Below are 16,585 nucleotides of genomic sequence, written 5' to 3'. Positions count from 1 at the left end.
CTCCTCAACTGGTCTGCTCGCCGGGCACCTTGACCCGGGTCACGAAGTGCAGCCCGTCCCCGGCTGCGAGGGAGAATCCGCCCGGTGCGCCCTCTTCGACGTCCAGGACGAAGAAGGGGCGGCCGAGCGCGTGGTACTGGTCGGCGTTCATGTGGAAGGTGCAGCCGTCGACGACGCCGATGAGCATGTCGCCGCCTCCCAGGGCGAATTCGCCGCCCTCGAAGCACATCGGGTCGCTGCCGTCGCAACAGCCGCCCGACTGGACGAACATCACGGGCCCGCCGTGGGCGGCGCACAGGGCCGCGATCGCCCTGCGCGCCGCACGCGTGGCGGTGACGCGCCCGGCGGTGCCGCTTTCCACCTTCTCGGACATGTCGCCGTACCCCTCCTAGAACAGCCCGAGCGGCTTGTCGCTGTAGCTGACCAGGAGGTTCTTGGTCTGGCTGTAGTGCTCGAGCATCATCTTGTGGGTCTCGCGGCCGATGCCGGAGATCTTGTAGCCACCGAACGCGGCACCCGCGGGGTACTGGTGGTAGCAGTTGGTCCAGACGCGGCCTGCCTTGATCGCGCGGCCCATCCGGTAGGTGCGGGAGGTGTCGCGGCTCCACACGCCGGCGCCGAGGCCGTACAGCGTGTCGTTGGCGATCTCCAGGGCTTCCGCCTCGTCCTTGAACGTGGTGACCGCGAGGACGGGTCCGAAGATCTCCTCCTGGAAGACCCGCATCCTGTTTGGGCCCTTGAGGACGGTCGGCTCGAAGAAGTAGCCGTCCTCGAACTCGCCTTCCATGGTGGGCCGGTGGCCGCCGACCAGAAGCTCGGCGCCCTCCTTCAGGCCGATCTCGACGTAGGACGCGATCTTCTCGATCTGCTGCTTGGAGACCTGGGGCCCCATCATGGTGCCGGTGTCGAGCGGGTCGCCCTGCTTGATGGCGCGGATGCGCTCCAGGCAACGGGCCATGAACTCCTCGTAGATGTCCTCCTGGATGAGCGCGCGGGAGGGGCAGGTGCAGACCTCGCCCTTGTTGAACGCGTACAGGACGAGTCCCTCGACGGCCTTGTTGAGGAAGTCGTCGTCGTGGGCGGCCACGTCGTTGAAGAAGATGTTCGGCGACTTGCCGCCGAGCTCCAGGGTGACGGGGATGATGTTCTCCGCCGCGTACTGCATGATCAGGCGGCCGGTGAAGGTCTCGCCGGTGAAGGCGACCTTGGCGATGCGCTTGCTGGTCGCGAGGGCCTTGCCGATCTCGGCTCCGGGGCCGTTGACGACGTTGAGGACGCCCGCCGGGAGCAGGTCGCCGACGACCTCCATCAGCTTCAGGATCGACCACGGGGTGGGCGAGGCCGGCTTGATGACGGTGGCGTTGCCGGCGGCGAGTGCCGGGGAGAGCTTCCACGCGGCCATCAGCAGCGGGAAGTTGAACGGGATGATCTGGCCGACCACGCCCAGCGGCTCGTGGAAGTGGTAGGCGATCAGGTTCTTGTCGATCTCGGTGATCTCGCTCTCCTCGGCGCGGATCGCGGCCGCGAAGTAGCGGAAGTGGTCGGCGGCGAGGGGGATGTCGGCGGCCAGGGTCTCGCGGACCGGCTTGCCGTTGTCCCAGCTCTCGGCGACCGCGAGTTCCTCGCGGTGGGCGTCGATGGCGTCGGCGACCTTGTTCAGCACCGCGGCCCGCTCGGCGGTGGAGGCCTCGCCCCACTTGCCCTGGGCGGCGTGGGCGGCGTCGAGGGCGAGTTCGATGTCGGCGGCCCCCGAGCGCGGGATCTCACAGATGGGCTTGGCGGTGGCCGGGCACAGGTTGACCGAGTACTGATCCGTGGTGGGCGCCTGCCACTTCCCTCCGATGAAGTTCTCGTAGCGTGGCGCCACGTCGACCGGACTGCCGGGCCTGCCCGGAGACTCGTACTTCATGACCGTCCCCTTTCGATGACGACGATCTGCTGATGCTCGACACGCTAGGAACGGGGACGCTGCAATACCGCTGCATGCCGTCCGGCCTGCGGGACCACTCCGTTCTCCAGGCCGAGGGCGCGGGCCCTGGCGGCCGCCGCGGCGCGCTGCGGGGAGCCGCCCGGCAGGGTGTGGGCGAGCGCCGACCAGGCGGGGGCGTCGTCTCCGCCCCAGCCGGCGTCGACCCAGCGGCGCAGCAGCCGGGCGTCCCGGCTGGCCAGGACGGCGCCGCGCAACTGCTGTTCCAGGCAGCGGCGTTGCTCCACGATCACCGGTGCGTCGGAGCGGGGCAGCAGCGGGCCGGCGTAGTGGGCGAGGGCCTCGGCCACCCGGCCCTCGGCGAGGAGTTCCGCCACGTCGCCGAAGTCGGTGCGTACGGGGCGCAGCAGGGCGTACGGCCGTGAGCCGAGCAGTTCGGGGCCCAGCACGGCGCGCAGCCGCGTCAGTTCGGCCCGCAGGGTGGAGGCGGGCACCTCCCGCTCGGACAGGTCCACCGCGAGCCGTTCACCGGTCGCACCGTGGCCGGCGAGGGCGAGCGCGAGGACGATCTCGCTGTGCCGGGGGCTGAGCCGGTGCATCCGTCCGGCGCCCTCCAGCAGGACACTGTCCCGGCCCAGCGCGTACAGGCGCATCGGGTCCCCCTGGGGCGTTCGCAGGCGGGCGAGTTCAGCCTCGGCGGCCAGTGCGGCGCCCCGCACCGCCGCGAGGGCCGGCGGGGTGGCGATGGTGGGCCCGCCGGACAGGTCGACGACGCCCACGACGCGGCCGGTCCGCGGGTCGCGGACGGGTGCGGCGGCGCAGGACCAGCCGTGCACGGCGGCGCTGTAGTGCTCGCCCGTCACAATCTGCACGGCGCGCCCCAACTCCAGTGCCGTTCCGGGCGCGTTGGTGCCGGCCTGCCGCTCGGACCAGCCGGCGCCCGCCACGAAGTGCATGCGTTCGGCGCGCCCGACGGCCTTGGTGTCGCCCTCGACCCACAGCAGGGTTCCGTCGGCGTCACCGACGGCGAACACGTGCCCGTCGTCGGCGGCCCCGGTGCCCAGCACCTCGCGGAGCATGGGCAGGGCGGCGGCGAGCGGGTGGGCGGTGCGGTAGGCGCGCAGCTCCTCCGTGGTCCTCAGCAGCGGCGGGAGCCGGCTGCCGTCGGGGCGTACCGCGCACTGCGCGCACCGCCGCCAGGACTCGGCCACCAGGCCGCGGGTTCCCGGTGCCGTGCCGGGGAAGGCGATGAACCGCTCGTGCGCGGTGCGCGACGCGGAGAGCGAGGCGGCGGTGGAAGCGTCCATGGCACCTCCCGCATGGCTTCCTCCCGGTCGGGTCACCCCAGCCTCGGGCGTGCGCCGCGCGGCCTGCAGAGGCCGAAGGGCCCCGGGGCAGGGCCGCTCGGACCCCGTCCGGACACATGAGCGCGACGGGGCTGTCCCTTCGCGTTCCGCCTCTCAGCCTGGCCCGGCGCCGGGTTCACGGGGAGGGGCCACCCGGGCATGCCGGGCGGCCGCTGGGCCCGACTTCAGCGGGCACTCTCCGACGCGCGCCGCCTCAGCGCTCCACCGGCACCAGCCACACCAGCGTCGTACCGCCGCCCTCGGGGCAGTCCATCCGCAGGGAGCCGCCGAGCTGTTCGGCGCGTTCGGCCATGTTGCGCAGTCCGCTACGGCGGCCGCCGGCGGGGATGCCCCTGCCGTTGTCGGCCACGGTCAGCCGCACCTCGCGCCCGTCGGTCTCCAGGGCCACGTCCGCGCGCTGCGCGCCGGAGTGCCGGGCGATGTTGGTCAGCGCCTCGGAGAGCACGGCGATCACATGGTCGGCGGTCTCCTGCGGTACGTCCGTGTCGACCAGCCCCTCCATCCGCACGCTGGGCGCGAAGCCGAGGACCGGGGCGGCCTCGCCCACCGCCCGGACGACGCGGGCGCGCAGTCCGGTGCCCGCCCCGCCGTCTCGGGCCCGCAGACCGAAGATCGTCGACCTGATGATCTTGATGGTCTCGTCCAGGTCGTCGACCGCGCGGACCACGCGCTCGGCGGCCTCCTCGTGCTCGATGAAGCGGCCGGCGCTCTGCAGCGTCATACCGGTGGCGAACAGCCGCTGGATGGCCAGGTCGTGCAGGTCACGGGCGATCCGGTCGCGGTCCTTGAGCACCGCGATCTCCTCCGCGTCCCGACGGCGCTCGGCGAGCTCCATCGCGATGGCGGCCTGCGCGGCGAAGGACTGCAGGGGTTCGATCTCCGCGGCCGAGTACACCGGCCGCCCTTCCTTGCGGGCCAGCAGGACGACGCCGCGCGGCCCCTCCTCGCCCGCGCCGATGGGTACGGCCACGGCGGGGCCGAGTCCTTCGAAGCGCCGCGGCTCCGGCGAGATCCGCTGGTCGTGCGCGGCGTCGGAGCTGGTGACGGGGGCGGCGCCGGAGAAGGCCAGCCCCATCAGACTGCGGTCCAAGGGCAGCACGAGCCCCCGGTGGGCGTCGGCGTCCAGGCCGAAGGCGATCTCCACGGCGAGGGAGTCGGTGTCCTCCATGGGCAGGGCGACCGCCGCCAGGGCGGAGTCGGTGATCTCGCCGGCCCGTTCGGCGATCAGCCCGAGGACCTCGCTGCTCGGACCGCCCGACATCAGGCTGTGCGTGATCTCGGCGTTGGCCTGCAGCCAGCGCTCGCGCAGCCGGGACTCCTCGTACAGACGGGCGTTGTCGATCGCGACGCCGGCCGCCACGGCCAGCGTCGACAGGACCGACTCGTCCTCCTCGTCGAACTGTGCCCCGCCGCGCTTCTCGGTCAGGTACAGGTTGCCGAAGACCTGGTCGCGCACCCGGATGGGCACTCCGAGGAAGGAGTTCATCGGCGGGTGGTGGGCGGGGAAACCGTAGGAGGCGGGGTGCTCGGAGAGCTTCGCCAGCCGCAGCGGCTCGGGATTCCGGATCAGCTCCCCGAGGATGCCGTGACCCTCGGGGTACGGACCGATTCTGGCGATCTCCTCCGGGCCCACGCCGACGGTGTGAAAGGCCGACAGCCGCTTGCCGTCCGGGCCGATGACGCCCAGTGCGGCGTACTCGGCGTCGACCAGCAGCGCCGCGGCCTCCACGATGCTGCGCAGTACCTGCTCCAGCTCCAGCTCCCGGCCGACCGAGAGCACCGCCTCCAGCAGGCTGTGCACCCGGTCGCGGGTACCGCGAGCCGCGTCCAGCCGCGCCTGCAGCTCCTCCAGCAGCTCGTCGAGCCTGAGCTGTGGCAGCCGCATGCGAGCCTCCGCGGGCTCCTCGGAGCGTCCCACCCGTGATCCTCCACATCCCCTGTGCGTGTCGCCGACCGGCCTCGACGTCATGTGCCACGGTAACGGTCCTGGCGAGGGGACGATACGGGATCTCGGGTGGGAGGGACCGCTTCGGGCCGTCAGCTCCGCGGCAGCCGGGCGATCACGTGCTCGGTGAGGTCCAGCAGCCGGTTGGTGTAGCCCCATTCGTTGTCGTACCAGCCGAAGACCTTGACGAGTTCGCCGTGCGCCTGGGTGAGCGGGGCGTCCAGGACGCAGGAGGCCGGGTCGCCCACGATGTCGCGGGAGACGATCGGCGCGTCGGAGACCCTGAGGACGCCCTTCAGCGGTCCGTCGGCGGCCTCCCGGTAGGCGGCGTTGATCTCCTCGGCGCTCACCGCCCGCTCCAGCACGATGCTCAGGTCGGTCAGCGAGCCGTCCTCTACGGGCACGCGGACGGCGATGCCGTCCAGGGTCCCGGCCAGCTCCGGCAGGACCAGGCCGACGGCGCGGGCGGCGCCGGTCGAGGTGGGGATGATGTTGACGGCGGCGCTACGGCCGCGGCGCAGGTCCTTGTGCGGGCCGTCCAGGACCACCTGGTCGTTGGTGTAGCCGTGGATGGTCGTCATCAGGCCCTTGACGACGCCGAAGTGCTCGTCGAGGACCTTGACCATGGGGGCCACGCAGTTGGTGGTGCAGGAGGCGTTCGAGATCACGTGGTGGTTCTCGGGGTCGTACGTCCCCTCGTTGACGCCCATCACCACGGTCGCGTCGACGTCCTTGCCCGGTACGGACAGCAGCACCTTGCGCGCTCCCGCCCTCAGGTGTGCCCCGGCCGTCTCGCGGGTGCGGAAGCGGCCGGTGGACTCGATGACGACGTCCACGCCCATCTCGCCCCAGGCCAGCGCGGCCGGGTCCCGCTCGGCGGTGACCGCGATGCGGTGTCCGTCGACCGTGATCGAGGTGTCGTCGTGCTCGACGGTGCGGCCGATGCGGCCGTACGTGGAGTCGAAGGCCAGCAGGTGGGCCAGCGTGGCCGGCGAGGTGATGTCGTTGATACCGACGACCTCGATGCCCGTGCCGCTGCCGGCCGCGGCGCGCTCCAGCACGCAGCGCAGGTAGTTGCGGCCGATGCGGCCGAAGCCGTTGATGCCCACACGCACGTTCATGTCCGTCCCTCCTCGGGTGCCCGGTGGTGTCCGGGCTGCACTGCCAGCCTGCGGGAGGCGGGCCGGGTCCGGCATGGGCCGTACGGGGGCGGCCGAGGGCCGATCGGACCCCGCTCGGCCGGATCAGTGGCCCTGCTGTCGCAGCCGGTCCTGGGCCTGGGTGGCGATGACGGCCGCCTGGATGCGCCGCTCCACGCCCAGCTTGGCCAGCAGCCGGGAGATGTGGTTCTTCACCGTCTTCTCGGCCAGGAAGAGCCGCTGGCCGATCTGCCGGTTGGTCAGTCCCTCCCCGATCAGCGCGAGGATCTCCCGCTCGCGGTCGGTCAGCCCGGGCAGCGCGTCCGGTTCCTCCTCCTGGCGCTGGTCGTGGCGCAGCCGCGCCATGAGCCGGGTGGTGGCGCTGGGGTCGAGCAGGGACTGCCCCGAGGCGACGGTGCGCACGGCCGACACCAGGTCGGAGCCCTGGATCTGCTTGAGCACGTATCCGGAGGCGCCCGCCATGATCGAGTCGAGGAGGGCCTCCTCGTCGTCGAACGAGGTCAGCATCAGGCAGCTCAACTCGGGCATGCGCGAGCGCAGTTCGCGGCAGACGCTGACGCCGTCGCCGTCGGGCAGGCGCACGTCGAGGACCGCCACGTCGGGACGGAGCGCGGGGACGCGGACCAGGGCCTGTTCGGCGGTGGCCGCCTCGCCGACCACGGAGATGTCCGGCTCGTCGTCGAGCAGGTCGTGCACCCCGCGACGCACCACCTCGTGGTCGTCCAGCAGGAAGACCCGAATCGGTTCGTCGGGTCCCGGCCGCCGGCTGTCCGCCATCAGATGCTCCTCGCCGTGTCTGTCGTGTTCCGCCGTACCGCGTCCCGCGGGGGCGCGGAACCGGTTCCATCACGAGATCCTTCTCGCCCAAGGGTCCGATGGCCAGGGCCGGTCGGCCCTGATTCCCTCCCCTTCCACGTACCGCGCGGGTACCCGGGACCACCGCGCTCCGCACCTCGGCCACTGTGAGGACCCCCGGCCCGTGTTCGTGGGCCGGGCGGCCCCTGGGGCGGAGCGGACACCGGAGGGAGCCTGTAACTGCTCACAGACGATCAAAGGGGTGGAGCACATGACTCCCAGGGACATCGGCACCGAGGCCGCCACTGCCTTCGCCGTGCGGGTACGGGCCGAGGGCGATGTGGACGAGGCGGCTCTGGCCTACGTCCGGACCAAGGTGGCCGCGGCGCTCGAACGGCCGGGCCTGCCCGCAGTCGACGGAGAGGTGCGGGTCGCCAAGGCGGCCGCCCACCATGTCGAACAGCCCTGGTCAGCGGGCGCCGAGATCCGGGTGGGCGGCGAGCTGCTCGTCGTCCACGCGAACGAGGCGAGCGCACATGAACTCGCCGACCGGCTGCAGGACCGCCTGCGCACCCGGCTGGACCGGCTCGCCGACCGCTGGGAGACCGCCCGGCGCACGGCCACTCCGCCGCCGTGGCGAGGCGGCCCCGGCCAGGAGCGACAGGGCTAGGACGTCCATGGCGGGCAGGGCACCCTGCCCGCCATCCGCCGGAACCAGGAAGAAGGCGCCGTGGAACCGCACATCATCGGCGAGGTGATGACCAATGAGGTCGTGCTCGCCCACCGCACAACGCCCTTCCAGGAGCTGGTGGGGCTGCTGGACCGGCACCGCATCAGCGGGCTGCCGGTCGTCGACCACGACGACAAGGTCCTCGGCGTGGTCTCGGGCACCGATCTGGCGCGCGCGGGGAACGGCAAGCTCACCGCCGGAGACCTGATGTCCACTCCCGCGGTCACCGTCCACCCCGAGCAGGCCGTCTCGGACGCCGCCCGGGTGATGGAGCGGCACGGCATCGAGCGGCTGCCCGTCGTCGACGAGGAGGACCGGCTGATCGGCATCGCCACGCGGCGCGACCTGCTGCGGGTCTTCGCGCGCACCGACGACACGATCCGCCGCGAGATCGTCGACGGCATCGTCGTCGGCGTGCTGGGCCTGCCGCGCGACTCCGTCGACGTCACCGTCCGGGACGGCATGGTCACGCTGACCGGCCGGGTGCCGAGGAGCTGCGAGACGGCACCGGCCGTCCGCTCGGCGTGGAAGATCGAGGGGGTCGTCGGCGTCGTCAACGGCCTCACCTACGAGGTGGACGACACGGGTGCGCGCGAGAGCTGACGCCCGCGGGTGGCCGGCCGCGGTGGAAGGGTCCACCGGGGCCGGGACAGGGCCCGAACGGCCCTAGCGGGCCATGTCCGGTACCGGTTTCCATGACGCGATCGGACACAGCCGCGCCAGGCGGCGACGGACGACCGACCGACCGAACGACGAGAATCTACGGAATCCGCCCATGGCCCTGGACCAAGCCCAGCCGGTTCCCACGGGACCCCGCCAGAGCATCGCGCTCGACAGTGCGGAGGCCCTTCGGCTGCTGGGCAGCGTCTCGTACGGCCGGATCGTCTTCACGCAGCACGCGCTGCCGACGGTCCGCCCGGTCAACCACGTCCTCGACGACGGCGACATCGTCATCCGCACCCACGAGCGCGCGGCCCTGACCTCCCGCACCCGGCAGGCCGACGGGCAGGGCGTGGTGGTCGCCTACGAGGCCGACGTCATCGACCCCGACACGCATCTGGGCTGGAGCGTGGTGGTGACGGGCTACGCCCATCTGGTCACCGACCCGCAGCAGCTGGCCCGCTACCAGGAGCTGCTGCGTCCCTGGGTCGGCCGTGCCATGGACTACGCGGTGCGCATCCGCCCCGATCTGGTGACCGGGATCCGCCTGGCCCCCGCCGACGGCTGAGCCGGGCGCGGCGGGGGCGCGGCCCGCGGTCAGTCGTGCGGTACGACCGCCACCGGGGCCACGGCATGCCGGACGACCTCCTGCGTCACGGGCCCGATCGGTGAACCGACGGCCGCCGTACGGCGGTTGCGGCGGCCGACCACGACCAGGGCCGCGTCCCGCGAGGCGTCCACGAGATGCGGTCCCGCCCCTCCGACGACCGCCTCGCGGGTCACCTCGACCGCGGGGTACTTCTCCCGCCACGGCCGCAGCAGCGTGTCCAGGACCTCCAGCTCGTCCGTGCCGGCGGACAGCACGTCGGGATAGGCCGGGAGCCGCCAGCCGTGGACGATCCTGAGGACGGCACCGCGGCGCGAGGCGGCGTCGAAGGCGAAGGCGAGGAGGGCGTCGTCGGCGTGGTCGTGCAGTTCCAGGCCGAGCACCACGTCCCTGTCCACGGCGCCCGCGTGGTCCCGCGCCGGCTCCTCGTCCGACGTGTCGTCGGCGGCGCGTACGAGCACCACGGGCCGTTCCGCCCGGTCCAGCACGGCCGCGGCGACGGAGCCGAGCAGATGGCCGGCGGCGCGGCCCAGTCCGCGGGAGCCGAGCACCAGGAGGTCGGCCTCGCGGGCCGCCTCCAGCAGGGCCGCGGCGGGGCGCCCGTCGAGCCGTGCCGTGGTGACGTCCAGGCCCGGGTGACGGTGAGTCAGCACGGCGCGGACCTCCCGCAGCAGGCGCTCGGCCCGGTCCTCGCCGGGCGCCGCCACGGCCTCGCCGGCGAACGGCCGGTAGCTGGAGGGCTGTTGGTCCCCGGCGTACACGGCGCGCAGCGCGGCCGGCCACAACAGGGCTTCCCGCGCGGCCCATTCGGCGGCCGCGAGGCTTTCGGGCGAGCCGTCCAGGCCGACGGTGAGGGTTCGGGACATGTGTGCAGCCTCCTTCGTGTCACGACCACTGTCGTCGGCGGCGGCCCGCGGCGGGAAGGTCCACAAGTCCCTGTCCGGTACCGATCGGTCCCGCCCTGCCGCACGCGAAAGGGCGCCGCCGCTGCGGGAATCGGATCCCCTCAGCGGCGGCGCCCCTGACCAGGTGTGCATCGAGCGGTCAGAGCAGCCAGCGGTTACGGCTGACGAAGGGCAGCCGTGCCCACAGCCTGCCCAGGCCCCAGGTGGCGCCGGCGCCCACGACCGCCAGGGCGATCATCACGACGGCGTAGATGACGTGGTAGTCGACGAACGGGTTGGTCGACATGCTCGGCGAACCGTCCGAGAGGTGCTTGGCCGGCGGCCATTCGGCCATCCACATCAGAGCCATCATCAGCGTGCCCGCGACGGCGGCGAGGCGCAGCGCCACGCCCGACATCAGCGCGAGGCCGATACCCAGCAGTCCGAGCATGAAGAGCCAGTCGGCCCAGCCGGCGCCGGCCCAGTCGTGGAACGTCGACTCCATCGGTCCGGCCGCCACCGAACTCAGGAAGCCCTTGGTGGGCGAACCGCCGTCGATCCAGCCCTTGCCGGACGGGGTCGCGTAGCCGAGGCCGAACGTCTTGTCCAGGAACGCCCACAGGAAGACGAACCCGGTCAGCAGGCGCAGCCCGGCGAGGACGTGCGCGCCGGTCACGGCCGCCGCCGTCGTGGTGTCCGTGGTGCGGGGGGCCGTTCCGGTCCGGCGCAGGGACGGGAAGTGGAATCCCTGGTGACGCTGCGGGTGGTCGTGCACTGCCATGATCTTCATCCCCTCGAAGGAGTCTCACGGGGGCCTTCCAAGCCCTCGTCACGTTTTCAAATATCCCGGTCCTGCGACGGTCGTCGCATGGGCTGCAGGGCCCGGCCTCCGGTCCGAACGTCCCCGCCGACGGGACCACTTGGATCCCGGCGGCGGGGGCCGTCACTCGTCCGCCGGCACCAGCACGACGGGGCAGTGGGAGTGGTGCAGCAGGGTGTGCGCGACCGTGCCCAGGTGCGGGCCGACACGGCCCGTGCGGCGGTGCGCGCCGATCACCACGACGGACGCGTCCGCGGTGGCCTCCAGCAGCGCGTGGGCCGGCCCGCCGCGGACCGTGCGGGCGTCGACGCCCACCCGGGGGTGCCGTTCCTGCAGCCGGGCGAGGCTGAAGCGCGGTACGGCCTCCTCCGCCCGGTCGTGCTGGGCCAGGCGCTCCTGGCCGGGGCTGGTCGCGGGGATCAGCGAGGGCAGTTCGGGGGCGACGTGCCGGTGGTTCCAGGAGTGCAGCACGTGCAGCCACACACCGCGCCGCTCGGCCTCCTCGAAGGCGTAGGCGGCCACGTCCGCGTCGCCGTCGCCCTGCAGGCCGAGCAGAACGTGCCGGCCGGCGTCGAACGGCTCGGCGGCGTGGTCGACGGGGTGGTCCCCGCGCACCACCATCAGCGGGCCGTGCACGTGCGCGGCCAGCCGCAGGCTCACCGAGCCGAACAGGGTGCCGGTGACCCCGCCGAACCCGCGGGTGCCGACGACCGTGAGGGCGGCGCCCTCGCTCGCGTCGGTCAATGCCCGTACGGCGTTGCCCTGGACGACCTGGGTCGTCACCCGCAGGCCGGGGCGCCGGGCGTGGACGCGGGCCACGGCGGACGCCAGGATCGGCGGGGCCTCGTCCCGGTCGGGCACGGCGTAGACGACGCGCAGTTCGGCGTCGCGTCGTGCGGCCTCGTCCGCGGCCCGGTCCAGGGCGCGTACGGCGACCAGTGTGCCGTCGACTCCGACGACGACGTGCTGGAGAGTCATGTCCCGTTTCCCTTCTGTGCCGTGCTCTTCCCGTGCGGCGGGAAGGAGCCGCCGGGACCGGGGCGCGTACGCCGCCGTGCGGCTCGCGGGGATCCCGCTACGGCCATCACCTCGATGGTCGTGCCGTGCGGGAGCCGGGGGCAGGGACCGCGCGAACCCGGCGGTGATGCCGGACGGCCCCTTGCCGTAGGGCCGTGCGGTCCTACGGCAAGGGGCCGTGCCGTTCGCTCAGCAGGGGCGTGCGCTTCGCTCAGCGGGGGGCCTGCAGATCGACCCCGTACAGGCTGCGCCCGGCGATCAGTTCGCGCCCGGTCACCAGCTCGGGCTCGATGCGCACGAAGACCTCCCTCGGGGAGGGCGCCCAGGAGCGGGGTCCGGTGCGGGCCAGGCGCTCCTGCTCCGCCCGGTCGGTGACCATCGCGGCGTGGCCGGTGACCACGACGCTCCAGCCGGCGTGCGCTTCGGCGTCGACCTCGTCGGCCTCGAAGGCCACCACGGCGCCGTCGATCGCGCGGACCAGTTCCGAGGTGGCCGAGGTGCGCAGCAGCACCGCACCGTCGGTGTCCAGGGAGAAGTTGACCGGGAGCACCGCGGGCAGGGCCTGGCGCGTGTGCACGATACGGCCGACGGGCGCCTTCGCCAGCAGACGTAGGCACTCCTGCCGTTCGAGTTCGCGGAATCCGTCATTGGGATACATCAGCCAGTCGCTTTCGGCCCGTCGTATGCCGCCCGGACGGGGCGGTCGGGATGTGTCTCTCCATGGTTGGCGCGGCGGGACCGCGGGCTAAGGGCCATCGGTCCCGAACAGGCCGGGCCAAGGGACCTTTCAGGCGGTGATCCGGCGTCCGGTGAGCGCGAGCGGCTCGATGCGCACCCAGGTGTCCCGCCGCCCGCCGGCCCAGGGTTCGCCGCGCGCCTGCTCGGTCAGCCGGCGTACGGCCGCGGGGTCGGTCACGAGCCGCGCCAGGCCCCGTACCAACACGCTCCAGCCCTGGCTGAACACGTCGTCGATGCGGTCCACCTCGAACGCGACGCGGCAGCCCGCGGCCTGGGCCGGCAGGGTGCCGGGGGCCGTGCGGAAGACGATCGCGCCGTCGACCACGCTGTAGTTGACGGGGACGACGAGAGGTCCTTCGGCGGTGGGCACCGCGATGCGTCCGACGCCGTGGGTCGCCAGCAGGGCGCGGCACTGCTGGGGGGTGAGTTCGGTCAACTCGGCGTGGGGTGCCGCCCGCGCGGGACCGGGCGGCACCTCCACCTCTCCGCCGGTCAGTTCGGTCAGGGTGGTGCGCAGCGCCCCGGCGAGCCTGAGCAGCGTGCTGGTGCCGGGAGCGGCGGTCGGCTGCTCCTCCAGGTACTGGAGGTAGCCGAGGGCCATGCCGGCGCGGACGGCCGTCTCCTCACGGGTGAGGCCGAGGTCTTCGCGTCGCCGGGCGAGTCGGCGCCCGAGATCGCCCGGGGCCGTGGTCTCGTGCGCGTTGGACGGGATCGGTGCGGTCATGGCCCGTCACTCCCTAAGGTCAGGTCCGGTCACGTCGTCCGGACGGCGACGGCCTCGTGCGACTCCTCGCCGAGCACCACCTTCAGGGCGCCGGTGTCGGCGGCGCGGGCGAAGACGTCGTACGCCTCCTCCATGGCGTTCAGCGGGAAGGTGTGGGTGACCAGGGCCCCGGCGGGCAGCCGGCCGGCGGCCGCCATGCGCAGCAGGGTCGGCGTGGAGCTGGTGTCGACCAGGCCGGTGGTGATGGTCACGTTCTTGATCCACAGGTCCTCGAGGTGCAGGGTCGCGGGAGCGCCGTGCACGCCGACATTGGCGACGTGCCCGCCGGGGCGGACCATCCGGGTGCACATCTCGAACGTCTCCGGGGTGCCGACCGCCTCGATGACGACGTCGGCGCCGAGTCCGTCGGTGAGATCGGCGACGAGCTGCTCGGGGTCCTCGCGGGCGTCGGCCACGGCGTCGGCGCCCAGCCCCTTGGCGGCGTCCAGGCGGGCGGCGGCCAGGTCTACGGCGACGACGCGTTCCGGGCTGAAAAGCCGGGCGGTGGCGATCGCGGCCAGCCCGACGGGGCCGGCGCCGACGACGGCGACGGTGTCCCCGGGGCGGACGCGCCCGTTGAGGACGCCGACCTCGTAGGCGGTCGGGAAGATGTCCGCGAGGAGGACGGCCTCCTTGGCGTCCAGCGTGCTGGGCAGCGCGTGCACGGACAGGTCGGCGTGCGGCACGCGCACGTACTCGGCCTGGGTGCCGTCGATCAGGTGGCCGAGGGCCCAGCCTCCACCGCCCCGGCACTGGCCGTACATGGCCTGCCGGCAGTAGGCGCAGCGGCCGCACGCGGTGATGCAGGACACCAGTACCCGGTCGCCGGGGCGTACGGTGCGCACGTCGGTGCCGATCTCCACGATCTCGCCGACCGCCTCGTGGCCGAGGACGGTGCCGGGGCGGACCTCGGGGACGTCGCCCTTGAGGATGTGCAGGTCGGTGCCGCAGATGGTGACGGCGTCGACGCGGACGACGGCGTCCGTGGGGTCCTGGATGCCGGGGTCCGGGACCTCCTGCCAGGAGGACTTGCCGAGTCCGTGGTAGACGAAGCCCTTCATGTCGTTCCTTCCCTCCTCGGCCTGTCGCTCCCGGGGTCCGGGAGGGCCGCGAGCCGGTACGGCGCCGGGATTGCCCCGCAGGTCCAGCTTGTCCGGCCGTGCCGGGCGGACGCTTGGGCCGGTCGGCCCCCAGGGTCCCGCCGGACGGGTCCTCGGCTCCTGCCGTGCCCGTACGGCCCACCCCGGGAGGACCCTGCTGGACCGAACGGCCCTACCCGCCCCCCGGGTGTGCCCGATTGCCTTTTCCCATGGCCGAAACGCACTCCGATCCCCCACCGCCGGCGGTACGCGTCGTCGCCGGCCGGACCGTCGTGGTGCTGCGCGGGGAGATCGACCTGCTCACGGTGCCGTCGCTTTCGGCCCGGCTCGACGAGCTGACCGCGGGTCCATGTCCCGACCTGGTCGTGGACCTGCGCGACGTGACCTTCATCGACTGCTCAGGACTGGGCATGCTGTGCCGGGCACGCAACCGTGTCATGGCACACCAGGGCCGACTGCGGCTGGTCACGGACAGCCCCGAGTTCCGGCGGCTGCTGCCCCCGGTGGGCCTGGCGGGCGTCTTCGACCTCGAAACCCGACTCTGCGAGGCCCTCGCCCCTGCGGCGGACGCGGGGCACCTGGCCGGCGCGAAGGGCTGATCGCCGGCCATGGTGCGGCGAGCGCCCACACCGCGCCGACGCCGGCGGCGAGGACTAGGCCGCCGGCCGCGGCGTTGAGGTGCGAGCCGGCCCCGTCAGCGGGGACGGCGAGGTCGCCGGCCAACGGACGCACCGGCCGGCCCGACAGCGAGAGCTAGGAAGGGGCGAGGCCGCCGGCCACGGCAGTGACATGCGGACCGGCCCCGACAGCGGGGACGGCGAGGTCGCCGGCCAACGGGCGCACGAGCCGGCCCGACAGCGAGAGCTAGGAAGGGGCGAGGCCGCCGGCCACGGCAATGACGTGCGGACCGGCCCCGACAGCGAGGAAGGGAGGTCGCCGGCCAACGGGCGCACGAGCCGGACAGACCGCGAGAGCTGGGAAGGCGAGGCCGTCGGCCGCGGCATTGACGTGCGGACCGGCCGCGACGGCGGGGACGGCGAGGTCGCCGGCCAACGGGCGGACGAGGCGCCTCGACTGCTACAGCGACGCGAAGTCGCCGTCCGACGGACGGACGGGCGGGCTGCCGCGGTGGGTCGCCGCGGCAGAGCGACGGTGGGCAGCGGCCGCGGTGGTGTCCGTCCGGCCGCGGGCCGAGGCGGGGCAGGGGGCTGAACGGCCCAAAGGTGCCGGGCAGCAGGTCCCGTATGGACCCCCGAAAGCGCCTGGTCGGCCCATCCCGGCGCGCCCTTCAGGGTGTCACCGTCTTGTCCGTGACCACGAGGAGGAGGTGCGGACCGATGAGCGGCAAGCCCGTGAAGAAGCGGCTGTGGCGGTGGCGGAACAACCCACTGCGCCGGCACGACGACATCGTCGAGGCCTGGGTCGTCCTGGCCATGTGGATGGTCATCGCCGTCGGCGGCGCGATCGCCGGACTGGTCACCGCTCACGCGGCCGACGACGTGCTCGCCCGGCAGCGCGCCGAACGGCATTCCGTCCGGGCCGTCCTCCTCACCGACCTGCCCAGTGCCGCCTCGAGCGGGGACACGGCCGAACGGATATCGGCAAACGTCAGCTGGACCACCTCCGACGGCACGGCCCACACCGGCCGGGCCCTGGTGAGCGCCGGGCAGAAGGCCGGTGCCCGGGTTCCGGTCTGGCTGGACGCCGAGGGCCGGCTCACCTCCCAGCCGCCCGGCCGCGTGGAGGCGGGGTTCGAGGCCGGTCTGCTGGGCACGGCGGCCTCGCTGGCGACCGCCGGCGTCGTGTTCGCCGCCGGGGCCGTGGTCCGCTGGCGGCTGGACCGGCGACGTCTCGACGGATGGGACACCGAATGGGCCATGGTCGGCCCGCGCTGGGGGCACAAGACCGGATGACCGCCCCCGCTCCGGAGCGGCTGAGGACCATCTCCGCGCGGCACCGCCGAGCTCGACAGGGCGGGACTCGGCCGGCGGCCGCGGAGCCCGTGCACCACATCGGTGCACGGGCCTCCTCACGTCCATGACGCGGGCGCCCGGGCCGGGTTTCCGGCCGGG

Annotated in this window: 17 protein-coding genes; 5 read left to right on the top strand and 12 right to left on the bottom strand. The window is 73.3% G+C overall.

Annotated features, from left to right (window positions below; genetic code table 11):
• Positions 1 to 4 precede the first annotated feature (4 nt).
• The 6 genes from ACIGDI_RS07910 to ACIGDI_RS07885 all read right to left on the bottom strand — a co-directional run bounded on the left by ACIGDI_RS07910 (position 5) and on the right by ACIGDI_RS07885 (position 7,176).
• The gene (locus ACIGDI_RS07910) at positions 5 to 373 is read right to left on the bottom strand and encodes a DUF779 domain-containing protein (RefSeq protein WP_399892128.1); all 369 of its coding nucleotides are present in this window, start codon (positions 371 to 373) and stop codon (positions 5 to 7) included.
• A 15-nt stretch (positions 374 to 388) separates the two neighbouring features.
• Positions 389 to 1,909 (bottom strand): aldehyde dehydrogenase family protein, encoded by a 1,521-nt coding sequence (locus ACIGDI_RS07905; RefSeq protein ID WP_399892125.1) that lies wholly within the window; start codon positions 1,907 to 1,909, stop codon positions 389 to 391.
• A 44-nt stretch (positions 1,910 to 1,953) separates the two neighbouring features.
• A complete protein-coding gene (locus ACIGDI_RS07900) occupies positions 1,954 to 3,234 on the bottom strand; it encodes a transcriptional regulator (RefSeq protein WP_399892122.1) in 1,281 nt (426 codons plus the stop codon).
• A gap of 253 nt (positions 3,235 to 3,487) precedes the next feature.
• Positions 3,488 to 5,179, bottom strand: coding sequence for a GAF domain-containing protein (locus ACIGDI_RS07895; RefSeq protein WP_399892988.1), 1,692 nt, complete (start codon positions 5,177 to 5,179; stop codon positions 3,488 to 3,490).
• Positions 5,180 to 5,331: 152 nt separating this feature from the next.
• Entirely contained in the window at positions 5,332 to 6,360 is a 1,029-nt protein-coding gene (gap, locus tag ACIGDI_RS07890) for a type I glyceraldehyde-3-phosphate dehydrogenase (RefSeq protein ID WP_399892119.1), read from the bottom strand.
• A 123-nt stretch (positions 6,361 to 6,483) separates the two neighbouring features.
• On the bottom strand, positions 6,484 to 7,176 hold the full coding sequence (locus ACIGDI_RS07885) for a response regulator (RefSeq protein WP_399892116.1): 693 nt from the start codon (positions 7,174 to 7,176) through the stop codon (positions 6,484 to 6,486).
• Between the two features lie 289 nt (positions 7,177 to 7,465).
• Here ACIGDI_RS07885 and ACIGDI_RS07880 point away from each other — a divergent pair, with 289 nt between their 5' ends.
• From ACIGDI_RS07880 to ACIGDI_RS07870, 3 genes are all read left to right on the top strand, one after another.
• On the top strand, positions 7,466 to 7,864 hold the full coding sequence (locus ACIGDI_RS07880; protein ID WP_399892113.1) for a hypothetical protein: 399 nt from the start codon (positions 7,466 to 7,468) through the stop codon (positions 7,862 to 7,864).
• Positions 7,865 to 7,924: 60 nt separating this feature from the next.
• A complete protein-coding gene (locus tag ACIGDI_RS07875; protein ID WP_399892110.1) occupies positions 7,925 to 8,527 on the top strand; it encodes a CBS domain-containing protein in 603 nt (200 codons plus the stop codon).
• A gap of 172 nt (positions 8,528 to 8,699) precedes the next feature.
• Positions 8,700 to 9,152 carry a pyridoxamine 5'-phosphate oxidase family protein gene (locus ACIGDI_RS07870; protein WP_272174926.1) on the top strand — a complete coding sequence of 151 codons (453 nt, stop codon included), beginning with the start codon at positions 8,700 to 8,702 and terminating at the stop codon, positions 9,150 to 9,152.
• 29 nt (positions 9,153 to 9,181) lie between these two features.
• Here the strand turns inward: ACIGDI_RS07870 and ACIGDI_RS07865 are convergent, their stop codons facing one another.
• The 6 genes from ACIGDI_RS07865 to ACIGDI_RS07840 all read right to left on the bottom strand — a co-directional run bounded on the left by ACIGDI_RS07865 (position 9,182) and on the right by ACIGDI_RS07840 (position 14,474).
• Positions 9,182 to 10,057: a universal stress protein gene (locus ACIGDI_RS07865; protein ID WP_399892106.1), complete on the bottom strand. Its 876-nt coding sequence runs from the start codon at positions 10,055 to 10,057 to the stop codon at positions 9,182 to 9,184.
• Between the two features lie 178 nt (positions 10,058 to 10,235).
• On the bottom strand, positions 10,236 to 10,856 hold the full coding sequence (locus ACIGDI_RS07860) for a hypothetical protein (protein ID WP_399892103.1): 621 nt from the start codon (positions 10,854 to 10,856) through the stop codon (positions 10,236 to 10,238).
• Positions 10,857 to 11,018: 162 nt separating this feature from the next.
• Positions 11,019 to 11,873 (bottom strand): universal stress protein, encoded by an 855-nt coding sequence (locus ACIGDI_RS07855; protein WP_399892100.1) that lies wholly within the window; start codon positions 11,871 to 11,873, stop codon positions 11,019 to 11,021.
• A gap of 250 nt (positions 11,874 to 12,123) precedes the next feature.
• On the bottom strand, positions 12,124 to 12,570 hold the full coding sequence (locus tag ACIGDI_RS07850; protein ID WP_200702115.1) for a pyridoxamine 5'-phosphate oxidase family protein: 447 nt from the start codon (positions 12,568 to 12,570) through the stop codon (positions 12,124 to 12,126).
• A gap of 129 nt (positions 12,571 to 12,699) precedes the next feature.
• Entirely contained in the window at positions 12,700 to 13,374 is a 675-nt protein-coding gene (locus ACIGDI_RS07845; RefSeq protein ID WP_399892097.1) for a helix-turn-helix domain-containing protein, read from the bottom strand.
• Between the two features lie 29 nt (positions 13,375 to 13,403).
• Positions 13,404 to 14,474: a zinc-dependent alcohol dehydrogenase family protein gene (locus ACIGDI_RS07840; RefSeq protein WP_399892094.1), complete on the bottom strand. Its 1,071-nt coding sequence runs from the start codon at positions 14,472 to 14,474 to the stop codon at positions 13,404 to 13,406.
• A gap of 248 nt (positions 14,475 to 14,722) precedes the next feature.
• On the opposite strand from ACIGDI_RS07840, the gene ACIGDI_RS07835 reads away from it, so the two are divergent.
• Positions 14,723 to 15,112 carry an STAS domain-containing protein gene (locus tag ACIGDI_RS07835; protein ID WP_399892091.1) on the top strand — a complete coding sequence of 130 codons (390 nt, stop codon included), beginning with the start codon at positions 14,723 to 14,725 and terminating at the stop codon, positions 15,110 to 15,112.
• A gap of 738 nt (positions 15,113 to 15,850) precedes the next feature.
• On the top strand, positions 15,851 to 16,426 hold the full coding sequence (locus ACIGDI_RS07830) for a hypothetical protein (protein ID WP_399892088.1): 576 nt from the start codon (positions 15,851 to 15,853) through the stop codon (positions 16,424 to 16,426).
• The last annotated feature ends 159 nt before the right edge of the window (positions 16,427 to 16,585 follow it).

This window comes from Streptomyces sp. NPDC085900 (assembly GCF_044540925.1).
GTDB lineage: Bacteria > Actinomycetota > Actinomycetes > Streptomycetales > Streptomycetaceae > Streptomyces > Streptomyces gilvifuscus.
This window is presented reverse-complemented; position numbering and strand designations above follow the sequence as displayed.

Coding starts and splice junctions, on each gene's coding strand:
- ACIGDI_RS07910 (WP_399892128.1), bottom strand. CDS start 373: ATGTCCGAGAAGGTGGAAAGCGGCACCGCCGGGCGCGTCACCGCCACG.
- ACIGDI_RS07905 (WP_399892125.1), bottom strand. CDS start 1,909: ATGAAGTACGAGTCTCCGGGCAGGCCCGGCAGTCCGGTCGACGTGGCG.
- ACIGDI_RS07900 (WP_399892122.1), bottom strand. CDS start 3,234: ATGGACGCTTCCACCGCCGCCTCGCTCTCCGCGTCGCGCACCGCGCAC.
- ACIGDI_RS07895 (WP_399892988.1), bottom strand. CDS start 5,179: ATGCGGCTGCCACAGCTCAGGCTCGACGAGCTGCTGGAGGAGCTGCAG.
- gap (WP_399892119.1), bottom strand. CDS start 6,360: ATGAACGTGCGTGTGGGCATCAACGGCTTCGGCCGCATCGGCCGCAAC.
- ACIGDI_RS07885 (WP_399892116.1), bottom strand. CDS start 7,176: ATGGCGGACAGCCGGCGGCCGGGACCCGACGAACCGATTCGGGTCTTC.
- ACIGDI_RS07880 (WP_399892113.1), top strand. CDS start 7,466: ATGACTCCCAGGGACATCGGCACCGAGGCCGCCACTGCCTTCGCCGTG.
- ACIGDI_RS07870 (WP_272174926.1), top strand. CDS start 8,700: ATGGCCCTGGACCAAGCCCAGCCGGTTCCCACGGGACCCCGCCAGAGC.
- ACIGDI_RS07865 (WP_399892106.1), bottom strand. CDS start 10,057: ATGTCCCGAACCCTCACCGTCGGCCTGGACGGCTCGCCCGAAAGCCTC.
- ACIGDI_RS07860 (WP_399892103.1), bottom strand. CDS start 10,856: ATGGCAGTGCACGACCACCCGCAGCGTCACCAGGGATTCCACTTCCCG.
- ACIGDI_RS07855 (WP_399892100.1), bottom strand. CDS start 11,873: ATGACTCTCCAGCACGTCGTCGTCGGAGTCGACGGCACACTGGTCGCC.
- ACIGDI_RS07850 (WP_200702115.1), bottom strand. CDS start 12,570: ATGTATCCCAATGACGGATTCCGCGAACTCGAACGGCAGGAGTGCCTA.
- ACIGDI_RS07845 (WP_399892097.1), bottom strand. CDS start 13,374: ATGACCGCACCGATCCCGTCCAACGCGCACGAGACCACGGCCCCGGGC.
- ACIGDI_RS07840 (WP_399892094.1), bottom strand. CDS start 14,474: ATGAAGGGCTTCGTCTACCACGGACTCGGCAAGTCCTCCTGGCAGGAG.
- ACIGDI_RS07835 (WP_399892091.1), top strand. CDS start 14,723: ATGGCCGAAACGCACTCCGATCCCCCACCGCCGGCGGTACGCGTCGTC.
- ACIGDI_RS07830 (WP_399892088.1), top strand. CDS start 15,851: ATGAGCGGCAAGCCCGTGAAGAAGCGGCTGTGGCGGTGGCGGAACAAC.